Origin of the sequence: Protaetiibacter sp. SSC-01 (assembly GCF_014483895.1) — a bacterium.
In the GTDB taxonomy this organism is placed as follows: domain Bacteria; phylum Actinomycetota; class Actinomycetes; order Actinomycetales; family Microbacteriaceae; genus Homoserinibacter.
This window is the reverse complement of record NZ_CP059987.1, coordinates 1744538-1771045: the sequence shown is the minus strand read 5'-3', so window position 1 is coordinate 1771045 and position 26508 is coordinate 1744538. Positions and strand designations below refer to the sequence as shown.

Below are 26508 nucleotides of genomic sequence, written 5' to 3'. Positions count from 1 at the left end.
GGCGCTCATGCCCGCATGGTGGGAACAACTTCTGCACATCACAACCGGTCGCATCAGCCGCCACCACGAACTACCCGATCTCCGGCACCTTCCGACACGGCCTGTCGTGCTGGAACGAACCCACTACCTGGTGAACGATCGTGAACGCGACGGTCAAGCGCCTCGCGCCTACGTCCTGCGCACCCAGTCCCGCACGCGACGATCCCCTGCCGGGGTCGCCGTCACCTCCAACGGACGCGGCGTCGGACATCTGCCCGCCGATGCAGCAGACGTCATGGGCCCGCTTCTCGACCAACTCGGCGGAGCGGCAATCGTCAACGGCACCGGACCGAAAGCTGGAAGCATCCGACTCCGAATCGACCTGCCAGCCCCTGATGCGGTCGGCAAGTTCATCTATACACTCGGCAACGCGAGCTCAGGATGACGCTCAGAGTTTCTTGATTAGCATGACGCGGAAGGCAGCTCTGCATGTTGCATCCGCCGCGCCAATCGACTCCCAGCGGGGGACCAGAAGGGGACCAAGACCATGCAGATCATGCATCCCATGACATGATCTGCATGAGGAGAGGCCCGCAATCATGCGGGTCATCCTGTCAGCCCGACAGAACGCAAGAGGGTCGCCTTCGGGTGGCCCTCTTCTGCGTCCAGCTCGCGTCAGGCGGCCGCGATCCGCGCCGCGATCCGCTCCACGACATCCGCGCTGAGCGCGACGAAGCGCACCTCGTCGACGGGCGTCTCGGCGGATGCGACGGTGCCGACGGCGGCGTCGATCGCGTCGTCGAGGGGCCACGCGTAGACGCCCGCGCTCACGAGCGGGAAGGCGATCGTGCGCACCCCGAGCTCGTCGGCGACCTCGAGCGAGCGCCGGTAGCACGAGACGAGCAGGGAGCGATCGCGCTCGCCGGAACCGTAGTCGGGCCCGACGGTGTGGATCACCCAGCGCGCGGGCAGCTCGCCGGCCGTCGTCCAGCCGGCGTCGCCCGTCGCGAGCCCGTCGGGGAAGCGACGGATGCAGTCCTCGAGGATCGCGGGACCCCCGGCTCGGTGGATGGCGCCGTCGACCCCGCCGCCGCCCCGCATCGCGCGGTTGGCGGCGTTGACGACCGCGTCCACCTCCTGCGTCGTGATGTCGCCCTGGACGACCGTGATACGCGCCATGCCTCCAGTGTTACCCGTGACGTGACCCGTGACACGCGCCGCCGCCCGCCCCTAGAGTCGCGCCATGGTCCACGCCACCATCACGCCCATCCACACCGCCGACCTCGTCGCCGAGGGAGAGCTCATGCCGGTGCTCGCCTACCTCGTCGAGCACCCCGACGCGCGCGTGCTCGTCGACACGGGCCTGCTCGAGACCCACCCGGCGGCCGCCGACCTCGACCCCCGCGTGCGCCCGCTCGAGGAGTGGGGGCTCGACGTCGCCTCGGTCGACATCGTCGTCAACACCCACCTGCACTTCGACCACTGCGGCGGCAACCGCATGTTCGCGGGCCGCCCCGTGTACGTGCAGCGGGCCGAGCTCGACGACGCACGTGCCCTCGGGCCCGAGTACACGGTGCCCCAGTGGGTCGACCCGCCGGACGCCGCGCTCGACTACGTGCCCGTCGACGGCGAGCTCGAGCTGCTGCCCGGCGTGCTCCTCGTGCCCGCGCCGGGTCACACGCGCGGCAGTCAGATCGTCGTCGTCGAGACGGATGCGGGGCGCGTCGTCATCGCGGGTGACACCGCCGTCTGGTCGGGAGAGCTCGACGAGCCGACCACCGACGGGCAGCGCCTCATCCTCGCGCTCGACCCGGCCGAGGTGCTGCTCGCGCACCAGCACGAGCCCTGGCGCCCGTGAGCGCACCGGGCGCACCGAGCGCATCGACCGAACCGCGCGGCGGCCGCCCGGTCACCCGGCGAGCGAGCCGCTGAACTCCTCGTCCGAGTCCTCGGGCTCGTGCCCCTCCGCCGCGGACGAGTCGTCCAGCACGGATGCCGGCGCGTGCTCCCCGGGGGAGAGGAGCGCAGGGGAGACGGGCGCAGGGGAGACGGGCGCGACGGGCGCGGTGGGCGCGGCTGCGCCGGGCGCGGGGGCGAAGACCGGCGGCTGCGAGGGCGCAGGCAGGATCGCGAGCACCTCGGAGGGCACCTCGGTGCGCGGCTCCGCCGCCGCGTCGGCGGGCCGGCCGAGCTCGTTGACGGCGGCGCGCGCCGCCGCCACCCGCGCCGCGGCCTGTCGCGCGAACTCGAGCGCCTCGGCCGCCTCTGCCTCGGCTGCCGCTGCGGCGGCCTGCGCCGCGGCGAAGCGCGCGCGTTCCGCCGCGGCGGCCGCGCGCGCCCTGATCTCGGCGAGCGCGTCCGACTCCGGGGGCACGGACGCCGCGTGCGTGTCGCCGCCGAGCGCCTCCGGTGCCTGTGCGCCCGTCTCGGCGACCACGCGGCGACCCACGAGGGGCGTCCGGGCGAGCAGTCCGCGCCGTCGCGTGCCCCGCAGGGTGCCGTCGGGGGTGAGGGTCAGCTCGAAGGTGTGGTGCACGTTCCCGCGCGAGGACCCTGCCGAGAGCATCTCGAAGCGCACGGTGTCGCCGGCGAGCTCCACGCGGCTCGGCCGTCCGCTCGCATCCGGGTCCGCGTCCGCCACCACGATGCGGCCCTCCCCGAGGCGGAACACGATGCGGCCGTCCCACTCGCCGCGGCCGTTCTCGCCGAGGATGAGATCCCACTCCCCGAGGATGTCGTCGATCATGTCGTCGCCTTCCGTTGTGCCCGCAACGGTGCGGTGATGAGCTGGTGCACCCAGTCAAGGAGCCGATTGTCTCGGGCGTGTTACAGCCACGTCACCGCTCGAAGTCGAGCACACCCCAAAACGAGGGGAGCACCGACCAGGCTGCCCGCATGGGTCGAGCGCTGCGTAGGGTGGGACGGTGGCAGCCATCCGCCCCGTCCGTGCAGCCGTCGCGTGGGTCAGCCGCACACGGCTCTTCCGCACATTCGGACCCCGGATCATGCCCCCGCTCGAGCGGTTCGCGGCGCGCATCACGGGAGGGCGCCGCGGGCCGATCAGCGGCGCCGTCGTGCCGTCGCTGCGACTCCACACGGTCGGTGCGAAGTCGGGGCTGCCGCGCGAGACCCTCCTCATGTGCTGTCCCCTCGGCGACGGCATCATCTACATCACGGGTTCGAACTTCGCGCGCCCCGAGCATCCCGCGTGGACCTGGAACCTGTTCGCGCATCCGGATGCGGAGATCGACTTCCGGGGCGCGCGTCGTCGCGTGCACGCCGAGCTTGTGACGGACGACGAGCGCGAGGAGGTGTGGCGCATCCTCGAGGACAACTGGCCCGGCTATCGCGGCTACGAGCGCTCCTCGGGGCGCACGCTGCGCATCTTCCGCCTCGTGCCGCGCTGAGCAACGGTGCGACGGTGCGCTCCGCGAGCCGGATCTCAGCGGGCGAGCGCTCCCGCGTGCTCCGGATGCGCGTCGAACCACTCGGCCACGTACCAGCACGTCGGCGTGATGCGACGACCCGAGCGCTCGACGTCGTCGACGGCGTATTCGACGAGCTGCGCCGCGTAGCCGTGGCCGCGGTGGGTCGGCACCGTCACCGTGTGGTGGAACACGACGCTCGAGCCGTGGTCGCGGTACTCGAGCACGCTCACGATCGCGCCGTTCCGCCGCATCGTGTAGCGGTGCGCGTCAGGCTCGTGCGCGAACTCGATCCCCATGCATCCAGCGTAGGACGGATGCCGCTCGTAGGCTGAGCGGGTGGGCATTCGAGACATCCCCTTGACGACGATCGACGGCGAGAGTAAGACGCTCGCCGACTTCGGTGACGGGGCGGTGATGGTCGTCAACGTGGCGTCCCGCTGCGGCCTCACCCCGCAGTACGAGAAGCTCGAGCAGCTGCAGCGCGAGTACGCCGACCGCGGCCTCACCGTCGTCGGGTTCCCGTGCAACCAGTTCATGGGCCAGGAGCCCGGTTCGGCCGAGGACATCAAGGAGTTCTGCTCGACGACCTACGGCGTGAGCTTCCCGCTCATGGAGAAGACGCGCGTCAACGGTCCGAAGAAGCACCCGCTCTACGCGACGCTCCACAAGGTGCCGGATGCCGACGGCAAGACCGGCCGCATCAGCTGGAACTTCGAGAAGTTCGTCATCGCCCCCGACGGCACGATCGCGCGCTTCCGCCCGTCGACGCAGCCCGACGACCCCGCGGTCATCGCGGCGATCGAGGCGGCGCTCCCCGCGCAGCCCGCAGAGCGCTGAGCACCTCCGCATCCTCCGTCTGACGGAAGTCGCGGTACCAGCGCCCGACCGCCCAGAAGTCGGCGGGGGTCTCGAGCACGACGACGCGGTCCGCCTCGCGGGCGACGGCATCACGCGCATCGGCGGCAGCGACAGGCGCCGCGGCGACGATCCCGCGCGCCCCGAGGGCACGGGATGCCCGCACGGCCACGAGCATCGTCGCTCCCGTCGCGATGCCGTCGTCGACGAGCACGACCCGCAGCCCGTCGAGCGCGAGGGGTTCGAGCCCCGCCCGGTAGCGACGCTCCCGTCGTTCGAGCTCGGCGAGCTCGCGGTCCCGGATGCGCGCGAGGTCCCGGTCCGTCACCTCGCCCTCCGCGGGCAGCACGGCCGCACCGCCCGGTCCGATCGCCCCGATCGCGTACTCCGGGTTGCCGGGGCGCCGAGCTTCCGCACGACGAGCACGTCGAGCGGTGCGTCGAGGGCGCGCGCGACCTCTGCCGCGATCGGCACGCCACCGCGGGGGAGCCCAAGCACGAGGTCCGCGCCGTCCGTCGCGAGCTCGGCCCGCATCCGCTCGCCGAGCAGTCGCCCCGCCTCGACGCGATCCGCGAAGACGCGGTCGCTCGGCACGGGTGCGACGGCCATCAGTAGCCGCGCAGCCGCTCGATCTCGCGCCGATCGCGCTTCGTCGGGCGGCCCATGCCGCGGTCGCGCTGCGCGAAGACGGTGCGCTCCTCGCGGGGCGGGGGAGCGGGCGTCAGGTCGTCGAAGGCCGCCGCAGCGAGGGCCGCGCTCACGCGCTTCACGAGCAGCTGCCGCACGACGAGGATGCGCGTCCCGTGCGGGGTGACGACGCGCACCTCGGTGCCCGGGCGCACCGCCTGCGCGGGCTTCGCGGTGTCACCCCCGACCTTCACATGGCCCGCCTTGCACAGCGCCGTCGCGGCCGAGCGCGACTTCGTCACGCGCACCGCCCACAGCCACGCGTCGATGCGCACGCCCGCGTCAGCCATGGTCGCCCTCCTCGGAGCCGCGACGCCTCGGGGGTGCCGGGCGCACGGCCCGACCCTCGCCGCGCACGCGGTCGACGAGCTCCCGCCACGGGCCGTCGACCTGCCCGTCGGGAAGCGCGGCCCTGCGGCTCGGCTCGGGCGCGAGCACCTCGATGATCCACTCGAAGTGGTCGGCGCCCGCGCGCTCCGCGTCGGTGAGCTCGGCATCCGGCACGTCGTCCCACGGGCACGCCTCGACGAGCGGCTCCCAGGCCTCCGGCTCGGGCGACTCGACGCACCAGCCGCGCCGCATACCCGCGACACCGCCCGTACGCGTCACACGGATGTCGACGGCCGGCTCGAGCGCGGCCGCACCGCCCTCCGTGTCAGGCTCGTGCGCCATCCGTCGTCACTCCCACACGCTCCCAGCCGGCGCGCACCGCGTCGGCTTCCGCCGATGTCTCACCGTAACGCGCTGCGGCCGCGCGCGCCGTCGCGGCCGCGAAGGCCGCGAAGTCGACGTCAGGCGCGAGCCCGCCGGTGAGCGTGTCGTACCAGATCTGCCCCGCGCGCTCCCACGCGTACCCGCCGATGGCCTCCGCGGCGAGCACGAACGCGCGATTCGGGATGCCCGAGTTCAGGTGCACGCCGCCGTCGTCTTCGTGTGTGTCGATGTAGTCGTCCATGTGGGCGGGCTGCGGGTCCTTGCCGAGCACGTCGTCGTCGTACGCGGTGCCCGGATGTCGCATCGAGCGCAGAGCGGAACCCTCCACCTCGTCGGTGAAGAGACCCTCGCCCACGAGCCAGCTCGCCTCGGTCGCGGTCTGCTTGCGCGCGTACTGCTCGACGAGCACCCCGAACACGTCCGACACCGACTCGTTGAGGGCGCCCGACTGACCGCGGTAGACGAGCCCCGACGCGAACTGGGTCACCCCGTGGGCGAGCTCGTGCCCGATGACGGAGAGCGAGCGCGTGAAACGGCCGAAGACCTCGCCGTCGCCGTCGCCGAACACCATGCGCTCGCCGTCCCAGAACGCGTTGTCGTAGAGGCGACCGAAGTGCACGGTCGCGCGCAGCGGCATTCCGGCGCCGTCGATCGAGTCGCGTCCGTACACCTCCGAGAAGAGGTCGAACGTCGCGCCGAGGCCGTCGTAGGCCTCGTCCGCCGCCTCGTCGCCCGTGGGAGCCCCGCCCTCGCGTCGCACGACGCGGCCGGGCAGCGTCTCCCGCCCGCCGGCGTCGCTGATCTCGCGATCGGGGGCGGCCGACAGCTCGGCGACGAGGGTGTCGCCCTCGACCGTGAGGGTCAGCCGCGCCGACCTGCGCGGCTCGTCCATGCGGAGGGTGCGGCGCGCCGCCGCCGTCGCCGTCGGGAAGCGTTCGGCATCGGCGCCCGCGATGCGCTGGAGCAGGTACGGGGGGACGATGCCGGCAGCCATGCGGGGGAGCCTACGTCACACCCCCGAGATCGCGACCGGCGTCTTCACGCGGCGTCGCATCCGCCGTTCCGCGGCGCTCGGGCACGTAGGCTGGCGGCATGACCCGGGCAGCCCACGACCCGCGCGCCCGACGGCCGCACGGTCCCGGAGACGCGTGGGTCGACGGACCGCAGGGGCGCTACTGGGGCCGCTTCGGGGCCGCCGGGCTGCTGCTCGCTCACCCGGATGCGGGTGTGCTCCTGCAGTTGCGCGCGGAGTGGAGCCACCTCGGCGGCACGTGGGGCATCCCCGGCGGCGCCCGGCACGACGAGCATGAGAGCGCCGTCGACGGGGCCCTCCGCGAGGCGGAGGAGGAGGCGGGCGTCCGCCCGGAGTTCGTCACGGTGCTCGCCGAGTCGGCCCTCGATTTCGGCTACTGGTCGTACACGACCGTCCTCGCGCTCGCGACGGAGGTCTTCGAGCCCGTCATCGGCGACGCCGAGTCGGTGTCGCTGCGCTGGGTGCCGTTCGACGAGGTCGAGCACCTGCCGCTGCATCCCGGCGTCGCCGCGGGCTGGCCCGGATGGCGTGCCGAACTCGCCGAGCTGGACCCGCAGCTCGCGGTCGCGATCGCCGGCTAGCGTCTAGTGCGCGTCGGCGGTCTCGCGCTGCGCGGCCGCCTCCGCGGCGGCCTCCTCGGCGAGCGTCGCCTTCCACTGCACGAGCCCGCGCACGACGGGGTCGTCGTCCTCCGCGAGCTCGTCCATGACATCCGCCGGCACGAAGTAGTTGACGGCGACCCAGCCGCGCACGACGGGCGAATCGTCGTGCGCGAGCTCGCGCAGCACGTCGCACGGCGTGGCGGTGTTGCGGGCGACGACGGCGCGCACGCCCTCGTCGTCGTCGTGGGCGAGCTTCTCGTACAGGTCGACGGGCGCGTGGTACGAGCTCGCGGCCGCCTCGCGGATCTTGGGGTTCGCGTCATCCGCGAGCAGCCGCAGGCGGCGCAGCTTCGACTCCGTCACGGGGGGAGCCGGATGCTGCGCGGCGACCTCCTCGGGGGTCAGCATGCGCGGGGCGAGCGCCGCCATCTGCGCCCGCTGGGCCGGGGTGTTGAAGCGGATGCACGACATCACCCCACGTTAACGTGAGCCGGGTGCGGCCGCCGTCTCGAAGACGGCGAGTCCGCACCCGGCTCGACTCGTGGTGTGCGTTACACGCGGCGTCCGCTGATGAAACGCATCAGGAACACGATGGCCGCGATCACGAGCAGCACGATCCCCACCCACAGGAGGAAGTTCAGGGACTGCACGAAACCGCCCGTGAACAGCAGGATCAGGGCGACGATCGCGATGATGATGGCGAGGATGTTCATGGTGGCATCTCCTTCTCGGCTCCCCGGTCGGGGTTCCGTCGCGGTCGGGGTGCCCTTCCGGGGTGCCGGTTGGGCGGTCCGTTCGACCGTGAACAGTCAACCGCCGCAGGCGAAAACGCGAAAACCCCTTGCGCTCAGCCCTCGGGAACCGCTACGGCGTGTCGCCGGGGGAACCACGGCACGATCGGGGAGACCCGCGACTGGTATTCCGCGTACTCCGGGTACTTGCCGCGCGTGATCGACTCGGTGAACATCGTCGACCCGATGAAGAGCACCGTGAGCAGCGCGGCGCCCACGACCGTCCAGACGAGCACCGTGCCGGCGGCGACCGCCCCGATCAGGAAGAACAGCCACCACTGCGCCTGCTCGAAGAAGAAGTTCGGATGCCGCGAGCAGCTCCAGAGGCCCGTCTGGAGGAAGCGAGGCGACGGCTCGCGGCCGGCCGCCACCTCCGCCGCCTTCCATCGGTGGAAGCGCCACTGCTGCTCGTCGGCGACCGTCTCGCCCACGAGGGCCGCGAGGAAGAGCACGGCGAGCGCGACATCGAGCGGACCGAACGGGCGGGAGCTCTCGAGCGCCGTGAGCGCGGGCAGCGTGATGAGCACGAGCAGGGCGTTCTGGTACAGCACGATGAACAGCAGGTTGAACGCCTGGAACTGCGCGGGCGACATCCGCTCGCGCAGGATCGCCCAGCGGTAGTCCTCCATCCCCGTGTAGCCGCCCTTGCGCGCGAAGTTGAACGTGAGGCGCGCGCCCCACAGCGTCGCGAGCACGCCCATGACGACGAGGCGCGGGTCGGAGAGCCCGGATGCGGCGGCGAAGATCCACACGTAGACGACCGGCACGACCGACCACAGCCGGTCCACCCAGGACGTGTCCTTCGTCACGAGCGAGGCGATCCAGCAGAAGGCGCACACCGCGGCCGCGACGAGCACGACGATCAGGAGCGGGTTCATGGCGGCATCCTACGCATCGATAGACTCGCGGCGAGGAGGTCGGATGGAGGCTGTCAGCTCGCGCGTCGTGACGGTTCCCAACGTGCTCAGCGCGGTGCGCCTCGTGCTCATCCCCGTCTTCCTCTGGCTGCTCGGAACGGAGCAGTACGGATGGGCCCTCATCGTCATCGTCGTGTCGAGCGTCACCGACTTCGTCGACGGCTTCGTCGCCCGCCGCTTCAACCAGGTGAGCCGCATCGGGCAGGTGCTCGACCCCGCGGTCGATCGGCTCTTCATCTTCTCGACGCTCATCGGCCTCGCGTGGCAGGACTTCCTGCCGTGGTGGCTCGTCATCCTCATCGTGCTGCGCGACATCGGCATCGTGCTGCTCGGTCCTGTGCTCGCGACGCACGGCTACGGCCCCCTCCCGGTGCACCACCTCGGCAAGGTCGCGACGTTCTCGCTGCTGTTCGCGCTCCCGACGCTCGTGCTCGGTGCGGCGGTGCCGTCGATCGCCGCCGTGAGCGATCCGTTCGGCTGGGCGCTCGCGCTGTGGGGTGCGTTCCTCTACTGGTGGGCGGGTGCGATCTACCTCCGCGAGACGATCCGTCTCGTGCGTCAGGACCGGGTAGACGGGGCGGCCGCATCCGATACTCTGGGGAACTGAAGGAGGGCGCGATGGTCGACGACGCCACAGACGTTCCGGGCGGTTCGGGAGCTGACGACGCGGTGAACACCCCCGCGAAGCCCGATCCCGTCTCGAACGACACGACCGCGCACTTCACCGAGGACTTCCGCCAGCAGCTCGCTGCGATGGAGGCAGGGGTATCGGATGAGGAGCGCGAGGCGATCGCCGCGCTGCCGTCGGGGTCCGCTCTTCTCGTCGTCCGCCGTGGACCCAACGTGGGCGCGCGCTTTCTGCTCGACGCCGACTCGACGGTCGCCGGCCGTCACCCCGACGCTGACATCTTCCTCGACGACGTGACGGTGTCGCGCCGTCACGCCGAGTTCGTGCGCACGGGCACGGTGTTCCAGGTGCACGACCTCGGCTCGCTCAACGGCACCTACTTCGACGGCGTGCGCATCGACTCCGCACTGCTGAGCGACGGGGCCGAGGTGCAGGTGGGCAAGTTCCGGCTCACGTTCTACGCTTCGCGCGCCGACCGGGTGCCGACCCGCTGATGGCGGCGACATCGGCGGCCCGCTCGCAGAGCGGGCCTCAGCTCCTCAGCATCGGCCAGGTGCTCGCGCGCCTCAACCCCGAGTTCCCCGACCTCAGCCCCTCGAAGCTCCGCTTCCTCGAGGAGCGCCAGCTCGTCACCCCGGCGCGCACCGAGTCGGGCTACCGCAAGTTCTCGCCGGCGGATGTCGAGCGCCTGCGGCTCGTGCTCTCGATGCAGCGCGACTACTACCTGCCGCTCAAGATCATCCGCACCTACCTCGACGAGCTCGACGCGGGTCGAGAGCCGACCCTCCCCGGCGGCATCACGGTCACGGCACCGTCGATGCTCCCGAGCGAGCGCCGCCTGTCGCGCGAGGAGCTCATCCGTGAGGCGGGTGCCAACGCGATGCTCCTGCAGGACGCGATCTCGGCATCCCTCATCGTCCCCGCCGAGCACTACAGCGAGGACGCACTCGCGGTGCTCAAGGCGCTCGTCGAACTGCAGCGCTCGGGCATCGAGCCCCGCCACCTGCGCGGCTTCCGCGCGGCGGCGGAGCGCGAGCTCGGCCTCATCGAGTCGGCCCTCATCCCCATCGCGCGCCGCAAGGACGCGTCGAGCCGTGCGAAGGCTCAGGAGCTCGCTCGCGAGATCGCCGGCCAGCTCGAGGTCGTGCGGTCGAGCCTCATCCGCTCGGCCCTCGGGCGGCTCTAGGCCCCCGAGCGGGGGAGCGGATGCGGCAATTCGTCGCGACACGCCGAGCGCTCGTGCGGATGTGATTGATGGTGCCCCTCCGGGTGGGTACCGTGGAGGACGACAGCGAGTCTGAACTTCAACTTCAACCTGAGGGTTAAGTGGCGGACCCGCAAGGGAGGACAGTCGACATGAGCGACAGCGGCGAGCAGAGCGCACGCGACGCGGCACCGCGCTACGACCTCGGCCTCCTCTTCACCGACGGTCTTCCCGACCTCGACGACAGCGCCGGCTACCGCGGCACGGTCGCGGCGCGTGCGGCGGGCATCAGCTACCGCCAGCTCGACTACTGGGCCCGCACCGAACTCGTCGAGCCCACCATCCGCGGCGCCGCCGGATCCGGCTCGCAGCGCCTCTACGGCTTCCGCGACATCCTCGTGCTCAAGCTCGTCAAGCGACTGCTCGACACGGGCATCTCGCTGCAGCAGATCCGCACCGCCATCGGTCAGCTGCGCGAGGCCGGCGTCAACGACCTCGCCCAGACGACCCTCATGTCCGACGGCGCGAGCGTCTACCTCTGCACCTCCGACGACGAGGTCATCGACCTCGTGAGCCGAGGCCAGGGCGTCTTCGGCATCGCCGTCGGCAAGGTGCTGCGCGAGGTCGAGTCGAGCCTCGTCGAGCTCGACTCCACGAGCGTCGACCCGGCCGACGAGCTCGCCGCGCGTCGCGCCAAGCGCGCCGCCAGCTAGCTCGCCGCCCGCGCGACTAGTTCGTCGGCTGCGTCTCGTGGAGACGCGAGGTGCGCAGCACGCGCTCGAGCAGCACGTCGAAGTTGTGCGCCATCTCCTGCGCGCCCTCGCCCGGCCACACGTGGAGCGGCTTCGCTGCGCCCTGCGCCTGCTGCAGCGAGGTGCGCTCGGGCAGCTGCGGGGCGAGCACGAGCGGCCCGAACATGTCGCGCAGCTCCTTGATGCGGAACTGGTGCTCGAGCGACTGCACGCGAGCACGGTTGACGATGATGCCGAGGGGCTGCAGGCGCGGCGAGATGCCGCGGCGGATCTCCTCGATCGCGCGGAGGGCGCGGTCGGCGGCCGCGACCGAGAAGAGGCCAGGCTCCGTCACGACGACGACGCGGTCGGATGCGGCCCACGCCGTGCGCGTGAGCGCGTTGAGCGAGGGAGCGCAGTCGATGAGCACGAGCTCGTACTCCTTCTCGACGTGCGCGAGCGCCTCCTCGAGCTTCCAGATGTCGCGGATCGACGGGTGCGGCCCGTCGAAGTTGATCGCCGACGGCGACCCGATGAGCACGTCGATCTTGCCGCTGCGGCCGCGTGTCCACCCGGATGGGGCGATCGCGGCGCGGACGATCTTCTCCTTGGGGGAGGCCAGCACATCCGCGACGTTGAGGTGGCCGGCGACGTCGATGTCCATGCCGGTCGAGACATCCGACTGCGGGTCGAGGTCGACCACGAGCGTCGAGATGCCCCGCGCGAAGGCCGCGGATGCGAGCCCGAGTGTCACCGTGGTCTTCCCCACGCCCCCCTTGAGGGAGCTGACGCTCAGAACGTGCACGAGAAGTCACCCTACCTTCACTAGTCTGAAAGAACCCAAAGCCTCCCCCTCGCGTCGGGAACCCCCGGCAGGAAGGACCGCATGTTCTCGAAGATCCTGGTCGCCAACCGAGGAGAGATCGCGATCCGCGCCTTCCGCGCCGCGTACGAGCTCGGCGCCCGCACGGTCGCCGTGTACCCGTGGGAGGACCGCAACTCGATGCACCGCCTCAAGGCGGACGAGGCGTACCTCATCGGGGAGGAGGGCCACCCGGTCCGCGCCTACCTCGACGTCGACGAGATCATCCGCGTCGCGAAGCTCTCGGGCGCCGACGCGATCTACCCCGGCTACGGCTTCCTCTCCGAGAACCCGGAGCTCGCCGCCGCGGCCGCCGCGAACGGCATCACCTTCATCGGACCCGGCGAGCACGTGCTCGAGATGGCGGGCAACAAGGTCACGGCGAAGGAGCACGCCATCTCGGCGGGCGTCCCCGTGCTCAAGTCCACCCCGGCGACGACCGACATCGAGGAGCTGCTGCGCGGCGCCGACGAGATCGGCTTCCCGGTCTTCGCGAAGGCCGTCGCGGGCGGCGGCGGGCGTGGGATGCGTCGCGTCGACACGCGCGAGGAGCTGCGCCCCGCGCTCGAGGCCGCCATGCGCGAGGCCGACAGCGCGTTCGGCGACGCCCGAATGTTCATCGAGCAGGCCGTCGTGCGTCCGCGCCACATCGAGGTGCAGATCCTCGCCGACGCGACGGGCGAGACCTTCCACCTCTTCGAGCGCGACTGCTCGGTGCAGCGCCGCCATCAGAAGGTCGTGGAGATCGCGCCTGCTCCGAACCTCGACGACTCGATCCGTCAGGCGATGTACCGCGACGCGGTCGCGTTCGCGAAGTCGATCGGCTACGTTAACGCGGGCACCGTCGAGTTCCTGCTCGACACGGCGGGCGAGCGCGCCGGACAGCACGTGTTCATCGAGATGAACCCGCGCATCCAGGTCGAGCACACGGTGACCGAGGAGGTCACGGATGTCGACCTCGTGCAGGCGCAGATGCGCATCGCCGCGGGGGAGACCCTCGCCGACCTCGGGCTCCGCCAGGAGGAGCTGCAGCCGCGCGGATTCGCGATCCAGTGCCGCATCACGACCGAGGACCCGGCCGCCGGGTTCCGCCCCGACACGGGCAAGATCACGACGTACCGCTCGCCGGGCGGCGCCGGCATCCGTCTCGACGGCGGCACGGTCGCCGCGGGCGCTCAGGTCTCGCCCTACTTCGACTCGATGCTCGTCAAGATGATCTGCCGCGGCCGCGACTTCCCGTCGGCCGTGCGCCGCGCCCGCCGCGGCCTCGCGGAGTTCCGCCTGCGCGGCGTCTCGACCAACATCCCGTTCCTGCAGGCCGTCTTCGACGACGCCGACTTCCTCAAGGGCGACGTGTCGACGTCGTTCATCGACGAGCGCCCGTGGCTCGTCCGCGGCCGCGAGTCGCGCGACCGCGGCACGAAGATCCTCAACTGGCTCGCCGACGTCACCGTCAACCAGCCGAACGGCGCGGGCGAGGGCGCGATCGACCCGGCGCTCAAGCTCCCGGATGTCGACCTCACGCAGCCCGCGCCTGCCGGCTCCCGCCAGCGCCTCCTCGAGCTCGGACCCGAGGGCTTCGCGTCCGCCCTGCGCGCGCAGACGACGCTCGCCGTCACCGAGACGACGTTCCGCGACGCCCACCAGTCGCTCCTCGCGACGCGTGTGCGCACGAAGGACCTCGTCTCGGTCATGCCGCACGTCGCGCGCCTCACCCCCGAGCTGCTCTCGGTCGAGGCGTGGGGCGGCGCGACCTACGACGTCGCGCTGCGCTTCCTCGGCGAGGACCCGTGGGAGCGGCTCGCGAAGATGCGCGAAGCGCTGCCGAACATCGCCATCCAGATGCTCCTGCGTGGCCGCAACACGGTGGGCTACACGCCGTACCCGACCGAGGTCACCGAGGCGTTCGTCAAGGAGGCCGCCGAGACCGGCGTCGACATCTTCCGCATCTTCGACGCCCTCAACGACGTCGACCAGATGCGCCCCGCGATCGACGCCGTGCTCGCGACGGGCACGACCGTCGCCGAGGTCGCGCTCTGCTACACGGGCGACCTGCTCGACCCCGAGGAGAAGCTCTACACGCTCGACTACTACCTGCGCCTCGCGGAGCAGATCGTCGACGCGGGAGCCCACATCCTCGCGATCAAGGACATGGCGGGCCTCCTGCGCGCCGGCGCCGCCGAGAAGCTCGTCGCCGCGCTGCGCGAGAACTTCGACCTTCCCGTGCACGTGCACACGCACGACACCGCGGGCGGCCAGCTCGCGACGCTCCTCGCGGCGAGCCGCGCGGGTGCGGATGCCGTGGACGCCGCCAGCGCGCCCATGGCCGGCACGACGAGCCAGCCGAGCCTCTCGGCGCTCGTCGCCGCGACCGCGCACACCGACCGCGACACGGGCCTCTCGCTCGACGCCGTGAGCGACCTCGAGCCGTACTGGGAGGCCGTGCGGCGCGCCTACAAGCCGTTCGAGTCGGGCCTGCCCGGCCCCACCGGGCGCGTCTACCACCACGAGATCCCCGGCGGTCAGCTGTCGAACCTGCGTCAGCAGGCGATCGCCCTCGGCTTGGGCGACCAGTTCGAGAAGGTCGAGGACTGGTACGCGGCGGCCAACCGCATCCTGGGCCGTCCCACCAAGGTCACTCCCTCGTCGAAGGTCGTCGGCGACCTCGCGCTGCAGCTCGCCGCGACGAACGCCGACCCGGCCGACTTCGAGCAGAACCCCGACAAGTACGACATCCCCGACTCGGTCATCGGCTTCATGGCGGGCGAGCTCGGCGACCTCCCCGGCGGATGGCCCGAGCCGTTCCGCAGCAAGGTGCTCAAGGGGCGCGAGGTGCGCATCGGTGTCGAGCAGTTGAGCGACGCCGATCGTGCGGGCCTCGAGGGCGACACCGCCGCCCGCCGCGAGACGCTCAACCGCCTGCTGTTCGCCGCGCCGACGCGCCAGTTCGAGCAGGTGCGCGAGCTCTTCGGGGACCTCTCGGTGCTCGACACGGTCGACTACCTGTACGGCCTCAAACCGGGCGTCGAGCACACCGTGCAGATCGGGCCGGGCGTGAGCCTGTTCGTGGGTCTCGAGGCGATCGGCGAGGCCGACGACAAGGGCATGCGCACCGTCATGACGACCCTCAACGGCCAGCTGCGACCCGTGTTCGTGCGCGACCGCTCCATCTCGGTGCAGACCGCGAGCGCCGAGAAGGCCGACACGTCGAAGCCGGGCCACGTCGCCGCCCCGTTCTCGGGCGTCGTCACCCTCAAGGTCGCCGAGGGCGACCGCATCGAGGCGGGTCAGCCGGTCGCGACCATCGAGGCCATGAAGATGGAGGCCGCCATCACCTCGCCCGTCTCGGGCACCGTGGCGCGCCTCGCCATCCCCGCGACGCAGCAGGTGGACGCCGGAGACCTGCTCGTCGTCGTCGAGTAGGGTCGCACACATGGTGCGGAATACCGCGGGGGAGGACCCCCAGGCGACGGGTGCGCTCGAGGGCGACGGCGACGCCGCGCTCGCATCGGCGCTCCCCGAGAGCCTCACCGTCAGCATCGAGTTGCCCGAGCAGCAGCACGAGACACCCGACGACGAGGCGCAGGTCGCGCTCGACGAGGTCGTCACGACGCCCGCCGCCGTGACGCCCGTCGTGGCCCCCGGTGGCGGCACCGTCACGATCGAGGTCGTGCCCGACATCGTGCACGTCGCCGACCAGGAGGTGGTGCCGACCGCCGAGAACCCCGTCGTGCCGCTCCCCGGCGACGACGACCTGTACTCGCGCCGGGAGCGCAAGCGCGGGCCCGCGACCGCCCCCGAGCCCTCGGCCATGCTCACCGCCGACCGCCTCCTCGAACCGAAGCGCAACCGCAACGCGCCCGAGGGCGCCTGGCCCGCCTTCGTCTACGCCGCCACGCTGCACCTCGTGAACCTCGGCGACTCGCCCGCGGCGCGCGAGCGCAAGGCGCTCGAGGCCCGCATCGCCAAGCGTCTCGAGGGCGGCACCCGCTTCGTCCCCGTGCTCACCCGCAAGGGCGGCGTCGGCAAGACCACCGTCACGACGCTCCTCGGCATGGCCCTCGCCGACGTGCGCGAGGACCGCATCATCGCCGTCGACGCCAACCCCGACCGCGGCACCCTCTCCGAGCGCGTCGCCCGGCAGACGCGCTCCACGGTGCGCGACATCGTCACGCACGCCGCCGCCATCAAGGACTTCAACGAGTTCTCGAGCCACGTCTCGCGCGACGAGACCCGCCTCGACGTGCTCGCATCCGACACCGACCCGCTCCTGTCGGAGGCCTTCGACGAGAACGACTACAACGTCGTCGCCGACCTCGTGTCGCGCTACTACTCGATCTGCCTCACCGACTGCGGCACCGGCATCGTGCACTCCGTCATGCGCGCGACCCTGCAGCGGGCCGACGGCATCGTCGTGGTCTCCGGCGGCAGCGTCGACGAGGCGCGCCTGGCATCCGAGACCCTCACGTGGCTCGAGGCGAACAACTACGGCGACCTCGTGCGCAACGCCGTCGTCGCCATCAACACCGCCACCCACGGCACCAACCTCGTGAAGCTCGACGAGATCGACGCCCACTTCGCCTCGCGCGTCCGCGCGGTCGTGCGGATGCCGTACGACCCCGAGCTCGCCGCCGGCTCCGTCGTGCGGTGGAGCAAGCTCAAGCCCTTCACCCGCTCCTCGGCGCGCGACCTCGCGGCGCTCGTCATGGACGGCCTTCCCACGACCCGGAACGTGTGACGAACCCGCGATGACCGAACGACAGATCCGCATCTTCGGCGACCCCGTGCTCCGCTCGAAGACCGACCCGATCAGCGACCCCGGCGACCCGCGCGTGCGCGCCCTCGCCGAGGACCTCGTCGACACCGTGCGCCTCCCGGGTCGCGCCGGCGTCGCCGCCACCCAGATCGGCGTCGGCCTGCGCGCCTTCAGCGTCAACATCGACGGCGACATCGACTACGTGCTCAACCCCGTGCTCGAGGTCGCGGGGGAGCCCGAGCTCGTCGACGAGGGCTGCCTCTCGGTGCCCGGCTTCTACTTCCCGCGCCTGCGTCACCCGTGGGCGCGCGTCACGGGTGTCGACGTCGACGGCAACCCGGTCGTGCTCGAGGGGGAGGGTCTCATGGCGCAGGCGCTCCAGCACGAGTGCGACCACCTCGACGGCAAGCTCTACATCGAGGGCCTCGAGCCCGAGACGAAGCGCGAGGCCATGCGCGCCATCCGCCAGGCCCCCTGGTTCCAGCAGTAGCTCTGAGCGCAGAAATCACCCCGCGGCACGCCGCTCTCGCGGTCGGGGCAGGGTGAAACGTGAGGGTGTGCGCACTCGTAGGGCCGGCCGCTCGCGCGCGGCCGGCCCTACGGCGCTGCGCCGCGGATTATCGCGGCGCCGGACAACTCAGCGCAGGGAGATGCCCTCGGTGACCGGGGCGCTCGAGTAGAGCTCCTCGATGACCGGTGCGAAGTCCTTCATGATGACGTTGCGCTTGATCGAGAGCTTCGGCGTGAGGTGGCCCGACGCCTCGGTGAACTCGATGTCGAGGATCTTGAACTTGCGGATCGACTCGGCACGCGACACCTTCGCGTTCGCGGCATCGATCGCGCGCTGCACCTCGGCGATCACCTTGGGGTTGCGGGCGGCCTCGGTGAGGCTCATGTCGCCGGCTTCGCCGTTGTTGTTGAGCCACACGGGGAGCATCTCGGAGTCGAGGGTGACGAGCGCCGAGATGAACGGCTTCTGGTCGCCGACGACGACGACCTGGCCCACGATCGGGTTGGCGCGGATCGGGTCCTCGAGGCCCGCGGGGGCGACGTTCTTGCCGCCCGCGGTGACGATGATCTCCTTCTTGCGGCCCGTGATGGTGAGGTAGCCCTCGTCGTCGAGCGAGCCGATGTCGCCGGTGTGGAACCACTCGTCGGTGAAGACCTCCGCGGTCGCCTCCGGGTTGTTCCAGTAGCCCTCGAACACGTCGACGCCCTTGACGAGCACCTCGCCGTCGTCGGCGATCTTGATGCCGACGCCGGGGAGCGGGGTGCCGACGGTGCCGATCTTGAACTTGGCGACGATGTTGACCGTGGCGGGCGCGGTGGTCTCGGTGAGTCCGTAGCCTTCGAGGATCTTGACGCCGAGGCTGCGGAAGAAGTGGCCGAGGTGCTGGCCGAGCGGCGCGGAACCGGAGACGGCGTACTTGACGTTGCCGCCCATGGCGGCGCGCAGCTTGCTGAGCACGAGCTTGTCGAACAGCGCGAACTGCAGCTTGAGGCCGAGCGGCACCTTGCCGGCGTCGAGGGCCTTCGAGTGCGCGATGGCGACATCCGCGGCCTTCTGGAAGATCTTCCCCTTGCCACCGGCTTCGGCCTTCTGCTCGGCCGAGTTATAGACCTTCTCGAACACGCGGGGGACCGCGAGGAGGAAGGTCGGCTTGAAGCTGCCGAGCGCGGGGAGCAGCTGCTTCGTGTCGGCCTGGTGGCCGACCTTGACCCCGGCGTGGACGCCGAGGATCGAGATGAAGCGCGCGAAGACGTGCGCCGTGGTGATGAAGAGGAGGGTCGACGATCCGGGCTCCACGACCTCCTTCATCGCGACGGCCGCGTTGCGCGAGAGCTCGACGAAGTTGGAGTGGGTGAGGATGCAGCCCTTGGGGGTGCCGGTGGAGCCGGAGGTGTAGATGAGGGTTCCGAGGTCGGAGCCCTTGGCGATGGTGCGGCGCTCCTCGACCTCTGCGTCGGTGATGCCGCTGCCGCCCTCGACGAGCTTCTCGAGGTCGCCGAGGTGCATCTGCCACACCTTCTCGACGTCCGCGAGGTCGGCGCGCACCTCGTCGAAGCGCGCGAAGTGCTCGGCGGTCTCGACGATGATGGCGTTGGCTCCCGAGTCGGTCAGGATGTAGGCGATCTGCGACGGCGACGACGTCTCGTAGATGGGCACGAGCACGGCGCCGGCGAACCAGGTGGCGAAGTCGACGAGCGTCCACTCGTACCGCGTGCGGCAGATGAAGCCGATCTTGTCGCCGGGCTTCACGCCGGCGGCGATGAGCCCCTTCGCGAGGGCGACGACCTGCCGGTGGAACTCGGCGGCCGACACGTCCTCCCAGCCGCCGTCGGCGGTGGGCAGGGCGAAGAGGGGTGAGTCGGGCGTCTTGGCCACTCGATCGACGAGCAGATCGGATGCGTTCGCTTCCGGGTCCGCGGGTACGACAGCGGGGACGTAGATCTCGTTCACGGCAGCTCCTTCGGTACCGGAATGGGCTCGGGCTAGGACACCACTGTAACCCGGCGCGTCCCCCATCCGTGCCGGTACCCGCCTCACCGCGCCGGAAGGCCCGCGAACGGGGCGCGCTGGCTAGACTCGTCGCTCGTGCATGCCATCGGAATCGACATCGGCGGAACGAAGATCGCGGGCGGACTCGTCTCCGACGACGGCACGATTGTGCACCAGGAGCGGCGACCCACCCCGGCGGGTGACGGCGAGGCGATCATCGACGCCGTCGTCGAGGTCGTCGAGAGCCTGCGCGGCGGTCAGGATGTCGCGGCGGTGGGCGTCGCGGCACCCGGTTTCATCGACGCCGAGCAGTCGACCGTGTATTACACCCCGAACATCCCGTGGCGCAGCGAGCCGCTGCGCGCGGATCTGTCGCAGCGCCTCCCCGGGCTCGACATCACGATCGACAACGACGCGAACGCGGCCGGATGGGCGGAGTTCCGTTTCGGCGCGGGCCGCGGCTACCGCGACATGACCCTCCTGACGATCGGCACGGGCGTGGGCGGCGCGATCGTCACGGGCGGGCGTCTGCTGCGCGGCGGTTTCGGCACGGCCGCGGAGATCGGCCACATGCGCGTCGTTCCGGGCGGGCTCCCGTGCGGATGCGGCCAGCGCGGCTGCATCGAGCAGTACGGCTCGGGGCGGGCGCTGCTGCGCTTCGCCAACGAGATCGCCGACCAGCGCGGCATCGGGCAGGCCCTCGCATCCGCTCGCGAGCGGAACGGCGAGCTCGACGGCCACGCCGTCTACGAGCTCATCGTCGCGCAGGACCCGGGCGCTCTCTTCGCGCTGCGCGAGCTGGGCGGCTGGCTCGGTCAGGCTGCGGCCTCGCTGAGCGCCGTGCTCGACCCGCAGGTGTTCGTTTTCGGCGGCGGCGTCGCGGCGGCGGGGGAGCTGCTGCTCGAGCCGATCCGCGAGGCGTTCCACGCCCACCTGCCGGCGCGCGGCTTCCACCCGGAGCCCGCGTTCGCGACGGCGGAGCTCGTGAACGACGCGGGTGTCGTGGGCGCCGCCGACATCGCGCGGACGCACGCGGAGGCCCGGGGCGCATGACGGGCTCGGAATCCGTCGCGCCTAGACTCGTACGACGGAGCCGGCGGTCGGCGCGATGGGATGGATGACGTGTTCTACCTCTTCCTGAAGCACGTCATCGTCGGTCCGTTCCTGCTGTCCGTGTTCCGGCCCTGGACGAAGGGGCTCGAGAACGTGCCCACGAGCGGCCCCGTCATCTTCGCGAGCAACCACCTGTCCTTCATGGACTCGATCTTCCTGCCGCTCATCGTCGACCGGCAGATCCGCTTCCTCGCGAAGAGCGAGTACTTCACCGGGCGCGGCATCAAGGGCCGCATCATCCGCTGGTTCTTCCTCGGCGTCGGGCAGCTGCCGATCGACCGCTCGGGCGGCAAGGCCTCGGAGGCGTCGCTCAACACGGGCCTCGACCACCTGTCGTCCGGCGGATGGCTCGGCATCTACCCGGAGGGCACCCGCAGCCACGACGGACGCCTCTACCGCGGCCGTACGGGCATCGCGCGCATGGTGCTCGAGGCGGGCGCGCCGGTCGTGCCGGTCGCGATGATCGACACCGAGAAGGTCATGCCGGTCGGCGTGAAGATCCCGAAGGTGCGCCGCGTCGGCATCGTGTTCGGGGAGCCCCTCGACTTCTCGCGCTTCGCGGGCATGGAGGGCGACCGCTTCGTGCTCCGCTCGATCACCGACGAGATCATGTACGAGCTCTCGCACCTGAGCGGCCAGGAGTACGTCGACGTCTACGCCTCGAGCGTCAAGGGCCGCCCGCAGACCAAGTCCCAGGCCTGACCCCATCGGCACCCCGACCCCGTCAGCAGGGGCATGCGCCCTCGGTTAGGCTGACTCGCTGGGGCGAGTTCGCCCACCCTTCACCCACATCCGATACAGAGGAACCTCCCGTGGCAGAGCAGTCCGAGACCGTTGTTCAGGCAGATCCCGCCGTGATCGCCGGTCTCGACTATTGGCGCCAGCTGCCGATCAAGCAGCAGCCGGAGTGGGCCGACGCGGATGCGGTGGCCGCGGCATCCGCGGAGATCGCGGCGCTCCCGCCGCTCGTCTTCGCCGGTGAGGTCGACATCCTCCGCGAGCGGCTCGCGCGCGCGGCGCGCGGCGACTCGTTCCTGCTGCAGGGCGGCGACTGCGCCGAGACCTTCGCGGGGGCGACCGCCGACCAGATCCGCAACCGCGTCAAGACGCTCCTGCAGATGGCCGTCGTGCTCACGTACGGCGCCTCGATGCCGATCGTGAAGATGGGCCGCATGGCGGGCCAGTTCGCGAAGCCCCGCTCGAGCGACTTCGAGACCCGCGGCGACGTGACGCTGCCGGCGTACCGCGGCGACATCGTCAACGGCTACGACTTCACGCCGGAGTCGCGCGAGGCCGACCCGCGCCGCCTCGTGCAGGGCTACCACACGGCCGCGTCGACGCTGAACCTCATCCGCGCCTTCACGCAGGGTGGTTTCGCCGACCTCCGCGAGGTGCACTCGTGGAACAAGGGCTTCGCGTCGAACCCGGCGAACCAGCGCTACGAGGGCCTCGCGAAGGAGATCGACCGCGCCATCCGCTTCATGGAGGCCGCGGGTGCCGACTTCGACGAGCTCAAGCGCGTCGAGTTCTACACCTCGCACGAGGGCCTGCTCATGGACTACGAGCGCCCCATGACGCGCATCGACTCGCGCAACGGCACCGCCGTCAACACCTCCGCCCACTTCCTGTGGATCGGGGAGCGCACGCGCGACCTCGACGGCGCGCACGTCGACTACTTCTCGCGCATCCGCAACCCCATCGGCGTGAAGCTCGGCCCGTCGACGACGGTCGAGACGATGGAGAAGCTCATCGACAAGCTCGACCCCGAGCGCGAGCCGGGCCGCCTGACGTTCATCACGCGCATGGGCGCCGGCAAGATCCGCGACGCCCTGCCCCCGCTGCTCGAGGCCATCAAGAGCATGGACGCGACACCGCTGTGGGTCACCGACCCCATGCACGGCAACGGCATGACGACGGAGACCGGCTACAAGACGCGTCGCTTCGACGACGTCGTCGACGAGGTGCGGGGCTTCTTCGAGGCCCACCGCAACGCGGGCACCCACCCGGGCGGCATCCACGTCGAGCTCACGGGCGACGACGTCACCGAGTGCCTCGGCGGCTCCGAGATGATCGACGAGGCGACCCTCGCGACGAAGTACGAGTCGCTGTGCGACCCGCGGCTCAACCACATGCAGTCGCTCGAGCTCGCGTTCCTCGTGGCCGAGGAGCTCAGCGCCCGCTAGCGGTCGCGCTCTCCTCAGGTGGTCGAGGAGCGCCGCCGCAGGCGACGCGTCTCGAGACCACCGCGCGCGAGGGTCAGCCGATCGAGAGGCGCACGCGGATCGTGCTGCCCTTGGGGAGCTGACCGCTGTCGGGGTCGATCTGCTGCACGATCGCGAATCCGGCCAGCTCGCTCTCGCCGACCGCCTTGCTGGGGTTGTTCCAGTACTCGTACTTCAGCCCGACCTCGGCGAGCTTCTTCTTCGCGTCGATCCAGTTGAGGCCGACGATGTCGGGCACGTCGACGGGCTGCGGCCCGTCGGAGACGTTGAGGATGACGGTGTCGCCGGGGCGGATCTCGCCCTGATCGACGATGCCGATGACGGCATCCTTCGGCACGTCGTCGCTGTAATTGCGCTGCACTTCGTCTGCCACGTCGAGCCCCGCGTCCGTGAGCGCCCCCCGCGCCTCGTCCACGCTCTTCCCGCGGAGCTCCGGCAGCACACCGGCCGAGACCCGCAGCTCGACCGTCTGGCCCTGGAAGAGCGCGTCGGAGCCCTGCGAGACGTCGACGGGGGAGCCGTCGACGGTGACGGATGCGGCGAGCACGACGTCCTTCGGCTGGTCGCTGAAGACGTAGTCGGGGGTCTCGCCGCGTTCCAGTCCCGCCTGCTCGAGCAGCGCATCCGCGTCGGTGAGCGAGAGGCCTGCGAGCTGCCCCACGGCCGTGGGCTGCGGCCCCTTCGACACGATGAGCGTGATCGGCGTGCCCTTGCGGATGCTCGAGCCGAGAGCGGGGTCGCTCTCCATGACGAGGCCCGCAGCCACGTCGAGGCTCCAGTCTTCCGCGGTGCCCTCCACCTCGATGCCGAGCTCCGCGAGCTCGGCGGTCGCGGCATCCGGGGTCAGGTTCTGGATCGACGTCGGGATCGTCACGTGCGCGCCGGGCCCCGCGCCGAACCACCAGCCGGCGCCGCCCGCCGCGAGGGCGAGCACGAGCACGAGCACGAAGGCGAGCCAGCCGCGCGTGCGGCGCGAGCCCGCCTTCTCGCCGAGCTTGGCCGCGTTGGCGCTCACGGGGGCGGTCTCCTGCGTGGGCTGGGGTGCCCGGGCGCCGAGCACCTGGGTCTCGGCGGTGTTCTGACGGGCGGACGGCAACACCATCGTGCGCTGCAGCGCCGTCGCCTGCGTGGGCAGGGCCGTGTGGAGGAGGGTCTCGGTGTCGCGCAGCTGGTCGAGCATGACGCGCGCGTCGCGCGGGCGCTCCTCGGGGTCGCGCGCGGTCGCCCACAGCACGAGCTCGTCGAGCTCGGCGGGCACGCGCGGGTTGGCGTTCGAGGGCGGGGGAACCGAGTCGTTCGCGTGCTGGTAGGCGATCTGCATGGGCTGCTCGCCCTTGAAGGGCTGCTCGCCCGTGAGCATCTCGAACATCATGATGCCGACGGCGTAGATGTCGCTGCGTGCGTCGGCGATGCCGCGGGTCACGAGCTCGGGGGAGAGGTACGCGATCGTGCCCAGCAGAGCAGCACCCGTGGCCGTGTTGGCGGATGCCGCGCGCGCGAGGCCGAAGTCGCCGATCTTGATGCGGCCGTCGTCGGCCAGCAGCACGTTCTCGGGCTTGAGGTCGCGGTGGACGATGCCCGCCTTGTGGGCGGCGGCGAGACCCGACAGCACCGACTCGGCGATGTCGATCGTCTGCTCGGCGGTGAGGGCACCGTGCTCCTGCAGGAGGTCGCGCAGCGTGATGCCCGGCAGGTACTCCATGACGAGGTAGGCCGAGTCGTCGTCCTGCCCCTGGTCGAAGACGTTGACGACGTTGGGGTGGGCGAGTCGCGCGGCCGAGCGCGCCTCCTGGATGAAGCGCTGCTTGAACTGGTCGTCGTCGGCGAGGTGCCCGTGCATGACCTTGACCGCGACGCGGCGCTCGAGGCGCAGGTCGGTCGCGAGGTACACCGTCGCCATGCCGCCGCGGGCGATGCGAGAGCGCACCTGGTACCGCCCGTCGATGAGGCGCCCGATCATGGGATCGGTGGTGCTCGTGGTCACCTTTCGAGTGTAGGAGGACGCGTCGTCGCCACCGGGCAGCCACGCGGCCCCCGGCTCGACGGACACGGCGCGCTCGGCCTCGACCGGGACCGTGTCGAGCGGCTCCGTCAGCCCAGCTGCGCCAGCCATGCGGTCGCGCTCGTCTCCCACTTGGCGTACGCGTCGGGGTAGGCCGAGATCTGCACGGCCTGCGCCGCCTGCGTGAGGCTCATCGACTGCCACCCGGGGATGTCGAGGAGGCCGCGCGTCTTGCCCTTGTTGGGGTTCGACGGGCCGCCGTAGAAGAGGCGGGCGGCGTGCGAGGCGTTGAGGATCTGCTCCGGCGTGCCCCATCCGGTGCTCGGGCGCTGCTGGAACAGGCCGAGCGAGTCGCGGTCGCCGTAGTTGATGTTGCGGAGGCTCGACTCCTGCATGGCCGCCGCGAGGGCGATGACGATGCCGCGGTCCGGCACGCCGAGCTCACGCCCCACCTGGATGATGATGCGCGCGTTGGCAGCCATCTCCTCGGTGAGAGGGGTGACGGTGCCGCCGTCCTGGACGACGGCGACGCCCGGGATGGTGAGCGTGCGCCCGGCGTAGATGATGCTCGACCAGCCGAGGCCGTTGGCGTCGAGGAGCGACTGGATGCTCACGCCGAACTTCTTCGCGATGCCCGAGATGGTGTCGCCCGACTTGATGGCGTAGCTCGAGTTGAGCACCGGCGCGGGTGTCGAGACCACGGGCGTCGTCGGCTCGGCGGGTGCGGGCGCGGGCGCGGGCGCGGCGGGCGCGGGCGTCACGGATGAGACGTTCTGCGCGGGGAGGGTCGAGCCGGGGATCGCGATGGTCTGGCCGGGGTAGATGATGCTCGACCAGCTGAGCCCGTTGGCCGTGAGAACCGACTGGGTCGAGACGCCGAAGCGGGCGGCGATGCCGCTGATCGTGTCGCCCTTCTGGATCGTGTAGCGGCCACCGGCTGCCGGCGCGGCGGGTGCCACGGGGGCCGGGGCTGCCGCGCCCGTCAGCTTGAGCACCTGCCCGGGGAAGATGAGCGACTTCCAGCCGAGGCCGTTGAGCGCGAGCACGCTCGCGGTCGCGAGGCCATAGCGGCCGGCGATGCTCGAGACCGTGTCGCCCGACCTGACCGTGTAGGTCGGCGGGACGGCGACCTGCTTGGCGGTCGTGGCGGATGCCGCGGCGACCGCCGCACGGACCGTGCTGCCGAGGGTGGTCTTGGGCTTCGCGGGCTTGCGCTCGGCGGCGGGGGCGGCATCGACGGGGGAGACGACGCCGGTGACGCTGAGCGCACCGGTGAGCACGATCGGCATCGTCGCCATCATGCCCTTCGCGAGCGCCGCGGGCATCGCGTTCTCGCGCACGGGCGCCGTGTAGCTGGGGGTGAGCCCCGCGAAGACCGCGCGTGCGCGGTCCCCCACCTCTTGCGTCTGCTGCATCGCCGTCCTGCCTTCCCCTCCGGCCCGAGGGCGTATCCGGTCTCGGGATAACGTGTCACAGATGTTTAA

Annotated in this window: 30 protein-coding genes; 15 read left to right on the top strand and 15 right to left on the bottom strand. The window is 71.1% G+C overall.

Annotation, left to right across the window (positions count from 1 at the left end; genetic code table 11):
* Positions 1–7 precede the first annotated feature (7 nt).
* Positions 8–424, top strand: a complete 417-nt coding sequence (locus H4J02_RS08365) for a hypothetical protein (RefSeq protein ID WP_187674172.1) — start codon at positions 8–10, stop codon at positions 422–424.
* Positions 425–654: 230 nt separating this feature from the next.
* Here H4J02_RS08365 and H4J02_RS08360 read toward each other — a convergent pair whose 3' ends face one another.
* Positions 655–1158 (bottom strand): O-acetyl-ADP-ribose deacetylase, encoded by a 504-nt coding sequence (locus H4J02_RS08360; protein WP_187674171.1) that lies wholly within the window; start codon positions 1156–1158, stop codon positions 655–657.
* Positions 1159–1222: 64 nt separating this feature from the next.
* Between H4J02_RS08360 and H4J02_RS08355 the strand changes: the two genes are divergently transcribed.
* Positions 1223–1837: an N-acyl homoserine lactonase family protein gene (locus tag H4J02_RS08355; RefSeq protein ID WP_187674170.1), complete on the top strand. Its 615-nt coding sequence runs from the start codon at positions 1223–1225 to the stop codon at positions 1835–1837.
* 51 nt (positions 1838–1888) lie between these two features.
* Here H4J02_RS08355 and H4J02_RS08350 read toward each other — a convergent pair whose 3' ends face one another.
* Entirely contained in the window at positions 1889–2725 is an 837-nt protein-coding gene (locus H4J02_RS08350) for a hypothetical protein (RefSeq protein WP_187674169.1), read from the bottom strand.
* Between the two features lie 178 nt (positions 2726–2903).
* Between H4J02_RS08350 and H4J02_RS08345 the strand changes: the two genes are divergently transcribed.
* Positions 2904–3386: a nitroreductase family deazaflavin-dependent oxidoreductase gene (locus H4J02_RS08345; RefSeq protein WP_262405990.1), complete on the top strand. Its 483-nt coding sequence runs from the start codon at positions 2904–2906 to the stop codon at positions 3384–3386.
* A gap of 35 nt (positions 3387–3421) precedes the next feature.
* Here H4J02_RS08345 and H4J02_RS08340 read toward each other — a convergent pair whose 3' ends face one another.
* Complete coding sequence (locus H4J02_RS08340; protein ID WP_397420125.1) at positions 3422–3751, bottom strand: GNAT family N-acetyltransferase; 330 nt, start codon at positions 3749–3751, stop codon at positions 3422–3424.
* Between H4J02_RS08340 and H4J02_RS08335 the strand changes: the two genes are divergently transcribed.
* Positions 3744–4244, top strand: a complete 501-nt coding sequence (locus H4J02_RS08335; protein WP_316250691.1) for a glutathione peroxidase — start codon at positions 3744–3746, stop codon at positions 4242–4244. The genes H4J02_RS08340 and H4J02_RS08335 overlap by 8 nt on opposite strands.
* Here H4J02_RS08335 and H4J02_RS13905 read toward each other — a convergent pair.
* Genes H4J02_RS13905 through H4J02_RS08315 form a run of 5 tightly spaced genes read right to left on the bottom strand, consistent with a single transcriptional unit; the run spans position 4195 to position 6657 of the window.
* Entirely contained in the window at positions 4195–4590 is a 396-nt protein-coding gene (locus H4J02_RS13905; RefSeq protein ID WP_222942156.1) for a phosphoribosyltransferase family protein, read from the bottom strand. The genes H4J02_RS08335 and H4J02_RS13905 overlap by 50 nt on opposite strands.
* A complete protein-coding gene (locus tag H4J02_RS13900) occupies positions 4587–4871 on the bottom strand; it encodes a phosphoribosyltransferase family protein (RefSeq protein ID WP_222942155.1) in 285 nt (94 codons plus the stop codon). Before H4J02_RS13900 ends, H4J02_RS13905 begins: the two co-directional genes overlap by 4 nt.
* A complete protein-coding gene (locus H4J02_RS08325) occupies positions 4871–5239 on the bottom strand; it encodes an RNA-binding S4 domain-containing protein (RefSeq protein ID WP_187674167.1) in 369 nt (122 codons plus the stop codon). Before H4J02_RS08325 ends, H4J02_RS13900 begins: the two co-directional genes overlap by 1 nt.
* Positions 5232–5621 carry a protealysin inhibitor emfourin gene (locus H4J02_RS08320; RefSeq protein ID WP_187674166.1) on the bottom strand — a complete coding sequence of 130 codons (390 nt, stop codon included), beginning with the start codon at positions 5619–5621 and terminating at the stop codon, positions 5232–5234. Before H4J02_RS08320 ends, H4J02_RS08325 begins: the two co-directional genes overlap by 8 nt.
* A complete protein-coding gene (locus tag H4J02_RS08315) occupies positions 5605–6657 on the bottom strand; it encodes a M4 family metallopeptidase (protein ID WP_187674165.1) in 1053 nt (350 codons plus the stop codon). The genes H4J02_RS08320 and H4J02_RS08315 overlap by 17 nt, the downstream gene beginning before the upstream one ends.
* A 98-nt stretch (positions 6658–6755) precedes the next feature.
* On the opposite strand from H4J02_RS08315, the gene H4J02_RS08310 reads away from it, so the two are divergent.
* Positions 6756–7277, top strand: coding sequence for an NUDIX domain-containing protein (locus H4J02_RS08310; protein WP_187674164.1), 522 nt, complete (start codon positions 6756–6758; stop codon positions 7275–7277).
* Between the two features lie 3 nt (positions 7278–7280).
* Here the strand turns inward: H4J02_RS08310 and H4J02_RS08305 are convergent, their stop codons facing one another.
* The 3 genes from H4J02_RS08305 to H4J02_RS08295 all read right to left on the bottom strand — a co-directional run bounded on the left by H4J02_RS08305 (position 7281) and on the right by H4J02_RS08295 (position 8967).
* Complete coding sequence (locus H4J02_RS08305) at positions 7281–7769, bottom strand: hypothetical protein (protein WP_187674163.1); 489 nt, start codon at positions 7767–7769, stop codon at positions 7281–7283.
* An 80-nt stretch (positions 7770–7849) separates the two neighbouring features.
* Complete coding sequence (locus H4J02_RS08300; protein WP_187674162.1) at positions 7850–8011, bottom strand: hypothetical protein; 162 nt, start codon at positions 8009–8011, stop codon at positions 7850–7852.
* A 134-nt stretch (positions 8012–8145) separates the two neighbouring features.
* Positions 8146–8967, bottom strand: coding sequence for a DUF1295 domain-containing protein (locus H4J02_RS08295; protein ID WP_187674161.1), 822 nt, complete (start codon positions 8965–8967; stop codon positions 8146–8148).
* Between the two features lie 43 nt (positions 8968–9010).
* On the opposite strand from H4J02_RS08295, the gene H4J02_RS08290 reads away from it, so the two are divergent.
* From H4J02_RS08290 to H4J02_RS08275, 4 genes are all read left to right on the top strand, one after another.
* Positions 9011–9613, top strand: coding sequence for a CDP-alcohol phosphatidyltransferase family protein (locus tag H4J02_RS08290; RefSeq protein ID WP_187674160.1), 603 nt, complete (start codon positions 9011–9013; stop codon positions 9611–9613).
* Positions 9614–9624: 11 nt separating this feature from the next.
* Complete coding sequence (locus tag H4J02_RS08285; protein WP_187674159.1) at positions 9625–10128, top strand: FHA domain-containing protein; 504 nt, start codon at positions 9625–9627, stop codon at positions 10126–10128.
* Positions 10128–10820, top strand: a complete 693-nt coding sequence (locus tag H4J02_RS08280) for a MerR family transcriptional regulator (RefSeq protein WP_187674158.1) — start codon at positions 10128–10130, stop codon at positions 10818–10820. The genes H4J02_RS08285 and H4J02_RS08280 overlap by 1 nt, the downstream gene beginning before the upstream one ends.
* A gap of 170 nt (positions 10821–10990) precedes the next feature.
* Entirely contained in the window at positions 10991–11551 is a 561-nt protein-coding gene (locus tag H4J02_RS08275; protein ID WP_187674157.1) for a MerR family transcriptional regulator, read from the top strand.
* A gap of 16 nt (positions 11552–11567) precedes the next feature.
* Here H4J02_RS08275 and H4J02_RS08270 read toward each other — a convergent pair whose 3' ends face one another.
* Positions 11568–12374: a ParA family protein gene (locus H4J02_RS08270; protein ID WP_187674156.1), complete on the bottom strand. Its 807-nt coding sequence runs from the start codon at positions 12372–12374 to the stop codon at positions 11568–11570.
* A gap of 81 nt (positions 12375–12455) precedes the next feature.
* On the opposite strand from H4J02_RS08270, the gene H4J02_RS08265 reads away from it, so the two are divergent.
* Genes H4J02_RS08265 through H4J02_RS08255 form a run of 3 tightly spaced genes read left to right on the top strand, consistent with a single transcriptional unit; the run spans position 12456 to position 17677 of the window.
* A complete protein-coding gene (locus H4J02_RS08265) occupies positions 12456–15854 on the top strand; it encodes a pyruvate carboxylase (RefSeq protein WP_187674155.1) in 3399 nt (1132 codons plus the stop codon).
* A 10-nt stretch (positions 15855–15864) separates the two neighbouring features.
* Positions 15865–17169 (top strand): MinD/ParA family protein, encoded by a 1305-nt coding sequence (locus tag H4J02_RS08260; RefSeq protein ID WP_187674154.1) that lies wholly within the window; start codon positions 15865–15867, stop codon positions 17167–17169.
* A gap of 10 nt (positions 17170–17179) precedes the next feature.
* Positions 17180–17677: a peptide deformylase gene (locus tag H4J02_RS08255; RefSeq protein WP_187674153.1), complete on the top strand. Its 498-nt coding sequence runs from the start codon at positions 17180–17182 to the stop codon at positions 17675–17677.
* 147 nt (positions 17678–17824) lie between these two features.
* Here H4J02_RS08255 and H4J02_RS08250 read toward each other — a convergent pair whose 3' ends face one another.
* Entirely contained in the window at positions 17825–19648 is a 1824-nt protein-coding gene (locus H4J02_RS08250) for a long-chain fatty acid--CoA ligase (RefSeq protein ID WP_187674152.1), read from the bottom strand.
* Positions 19649–19783: 135 nt separating this feature from the next.
* On the opposite strand from H4J02_RS08250, the gene H4J02_RS08245 reads away from it, so the two are divergent.
* The 3 genes from H4J02_RS08245 to H4J02_RS08235 all read left to right on the top strand — a co-directional run bounded on the left by H4J02_RS08245 (position 19784) and on the right by H4J02_RS08235 (position 22983).
* On the top strand, positions 19784–20740 hold the full coding sequence (locus tag H4J02_RS08245; RefSeq protein ID WP_187674151.1) for an ROK family glucokinase: 957 nt from the start codon (positions 19784–19786) through the stop codon (positions 20738–20740).
* 69 nt (positions 20741–20809) lie between these two features.
* Positions 20810–21502, top strand: coding sequence for a 1-acyl-sn-glycerol-3-phosphate acyltransferase (locus H4J02_RS08240; protein WP_187676494.1), 693 nt, complete (start codon positions 20810–20812; stop codon positions 21500–21502).
* A gap of 152 nt (positions 21503–21654) precedes the next feature.
* Positions 21655–22983 carry a class II 3-deoxy-7-phosphoheptulonate synthase gene (locus H4J02_RS08235; protein WP_187676493.1) on the top strand — a complete coding sequence of 443 codons (1329 nt, stop codon included), beginning with the start codon at positions 21655–21657 and terminating at the stop codon, positions 22981–22983.
* A 73-nt stretch (positions 22984–23056) separates the two neighbouring features.
* Here H4J02_RS08235 and pknB read toward each other — a convergent pair whose 3' ends face one another.
* Together pknB and H4J02_RS08225 are read right to left on the bottom strand one after the other, a co-directional pair.
* Positions 23057–25006, bottom strand: coding sequence for a Stk1 family PASTA domain-containing Ser/Thr kinase (gene pknB / locus H4J02_RS08230; protein WP_187674150.1), 1950 nt, complete (start codon positions 25004–25006; stop codon positions 23057–23059).
* A gap of 107 nt (positions 25007–25113) precedes the next feature.
* On the bottom strand, positions 25114–26439 hold the full coding sequence (locus H4J02_RS08225) for a LysM peptidoglycan-binding domain-containing protein (protein ID WP_262405989.1): 1326 nt from the start codon (positions 26437–26439) through the stop codon (positions 25114–25116).
* Positions 26440–26508: the final 69 nt, after the last annotated feature.

What these genes read in the sequence shown, in the direction of transcription:
- H4J02_RS08365 (WP_187674172.1), top strand. Translation starts at nt 8, where the DNA reads ATGCCCGCATGGTGGGAACAACTTCTGCACATCACAACCGGTCGCATC.
- H4J02_RS08360 (WP_187674171.1), bottom strand. Translation starts at nt 1,158, where the DNA reads ATGGCGCGTATCACGGTCGTCCAGGGCGACATCACGACGCAGGAGGTG.
- H4J02_RS08355 (WP_187674170.1), top strand. Translation starts at nt 1,223, where the DNA reads ATGGTCCACGCCACCATCACGCCCATCCACACCGCCGACCTCGTCGCC.
- H4J02_RS08350 (WP_187674169.1), bottom strand. Translation starts at nt 2,725, where the DNA reads ATGATCGACGACATCCTCGGGGAGTGGGATCTCATCCTCGGCGAGAAC.
- H4J02_RS08340 (WP_397420125.1), bottom strand. Translation starts at nt 3,751, where the DNA reads ATGCCCACCCGCTCAGCCTACGAGCGGCATCCGTCCTACGCTGGATGC.
- H4J02_RS13900 (WP_222942155.1), bottom strand. Translation starts at nt 4,871, where the DNA reads ATGGCCGTCGCACCCGTGCCGAGCGACCGCGTCTTCGCGGATCGCGTC.
- H4J02_RS08325 (WP_187674167.1), bottom strand. Translation starts at nt 5,239, where the DNA reads ATGGCTGACGCGGGCGTGCGCATCGACGCGTGGCTGTGGGCGGTGCGC.
- H4J02_RS08320 (WP_187674166.1), bottom strand. Translation starts at nt 5,621, where the DNA reads ATGGCGCACGAGCCTGACACGGAGGGCGGTGCGGCCGCGCTCGAGCCG.
- H4J02_RS08315 (WP_187674165.1), bottom strand. Translation starts at nt 6,657, where the DNA reads ATGGCTGCCGGCATCGTCCCCCCGTACCTGCTCCAGCGCATCGCGGGC.
- H4J02_RS08310 (WP_187674164.1), top strand. Translation starts at nt 6,756, where the DNA reads ATGACCCGGGCAGCCCACGACCCGCGCGCCCGACGGCCGCACGGTCCC.
- H4J02_RS08305 (WP_187674163.1), bottom strand. Translation starts at nt 7,769, where the DNA reads ATGTCGTGCATCCGCTTCAACACCCCGGCCCAGCGGGCGCAGATGGCG.
- H4J02_RS08300 (WP_187674162.1), bottom strand. Translation starts at nt 8,011, where the DNA reads ATGAACATCCTCGCCATCATCATCGCGATCGTCGCCCTGATCCTGCTG.
- H4J02_RS08295 (WP_187674161.1), bottom strand. Translation starts at nt 8,967, where the DNA reads ATGAACCCGCTCCTGATCGTCGTGCTCGTCGCGGCCGCGGTGTGCGCC.
- H4J02_RS08290 (WP_187674160.1), top strand. Translation starts at nt 9,011, where the DNA reads ATGGAGGCTGTCAGCTCGCGCGTCGTGACGGTTCCCAACGTGCTCAGC.
- H4J02_RS08285 (WP_187674159.1), top strand. Translation starts at nt 9,625, where the DNA reads ATGGTCGACGACGCCACAGACGTTCCGGGCGGTTCGGGAGCTGACGAC.
- H4J02_RS08280 (WP_187674158.1), top strand. Translation starts at nt 10,128, where the DNA reads ATGGCGGCGACATCGGCGGCCCGCTCGCAGAGCGGGCCTCAGCTCCTC.
- H4J02_RS08275 (WP_187674157.1), top strand. Translation starts at nt 10,991, where the DNA reads ATGAGCGACAGCGGCGAGCAGAGCGCACGCGACGCGGCACCGCGCTAC.
- H4J02_RS08265 (WP_187674155.1), top strand. Translation starts at nt 12,456, where the DNA reads ATGTTCTCGAAGATCCTGGTCGCCAACCGAGGAGAGATCGCGATCCGC.
- H4J02_RS08260 (WP_187674154.1), top strand. Translation starts at nt 15,865, where the DNA reads ATGGTGCGGAATACCGCGGGGGAGGACCCCCAGGCGACGGGTGCGCTC.
- H4J02_RS08255 (WP_187674153.1), top strand. Translation starts at nt 17,180, where the DNA reads ATGACCGAACGACAGATCCGCATCTTCGGCGACCCCGTGCTCCGCTCG.
- H4J02_RS08225 (WP_262405989.1), bottom strand. Translation starts at nt 26,439, where the DNA reads ATGCAGCAGACGCAAGAGGTGGGGGACCGCGCACGCGCGGTCTTCGCG.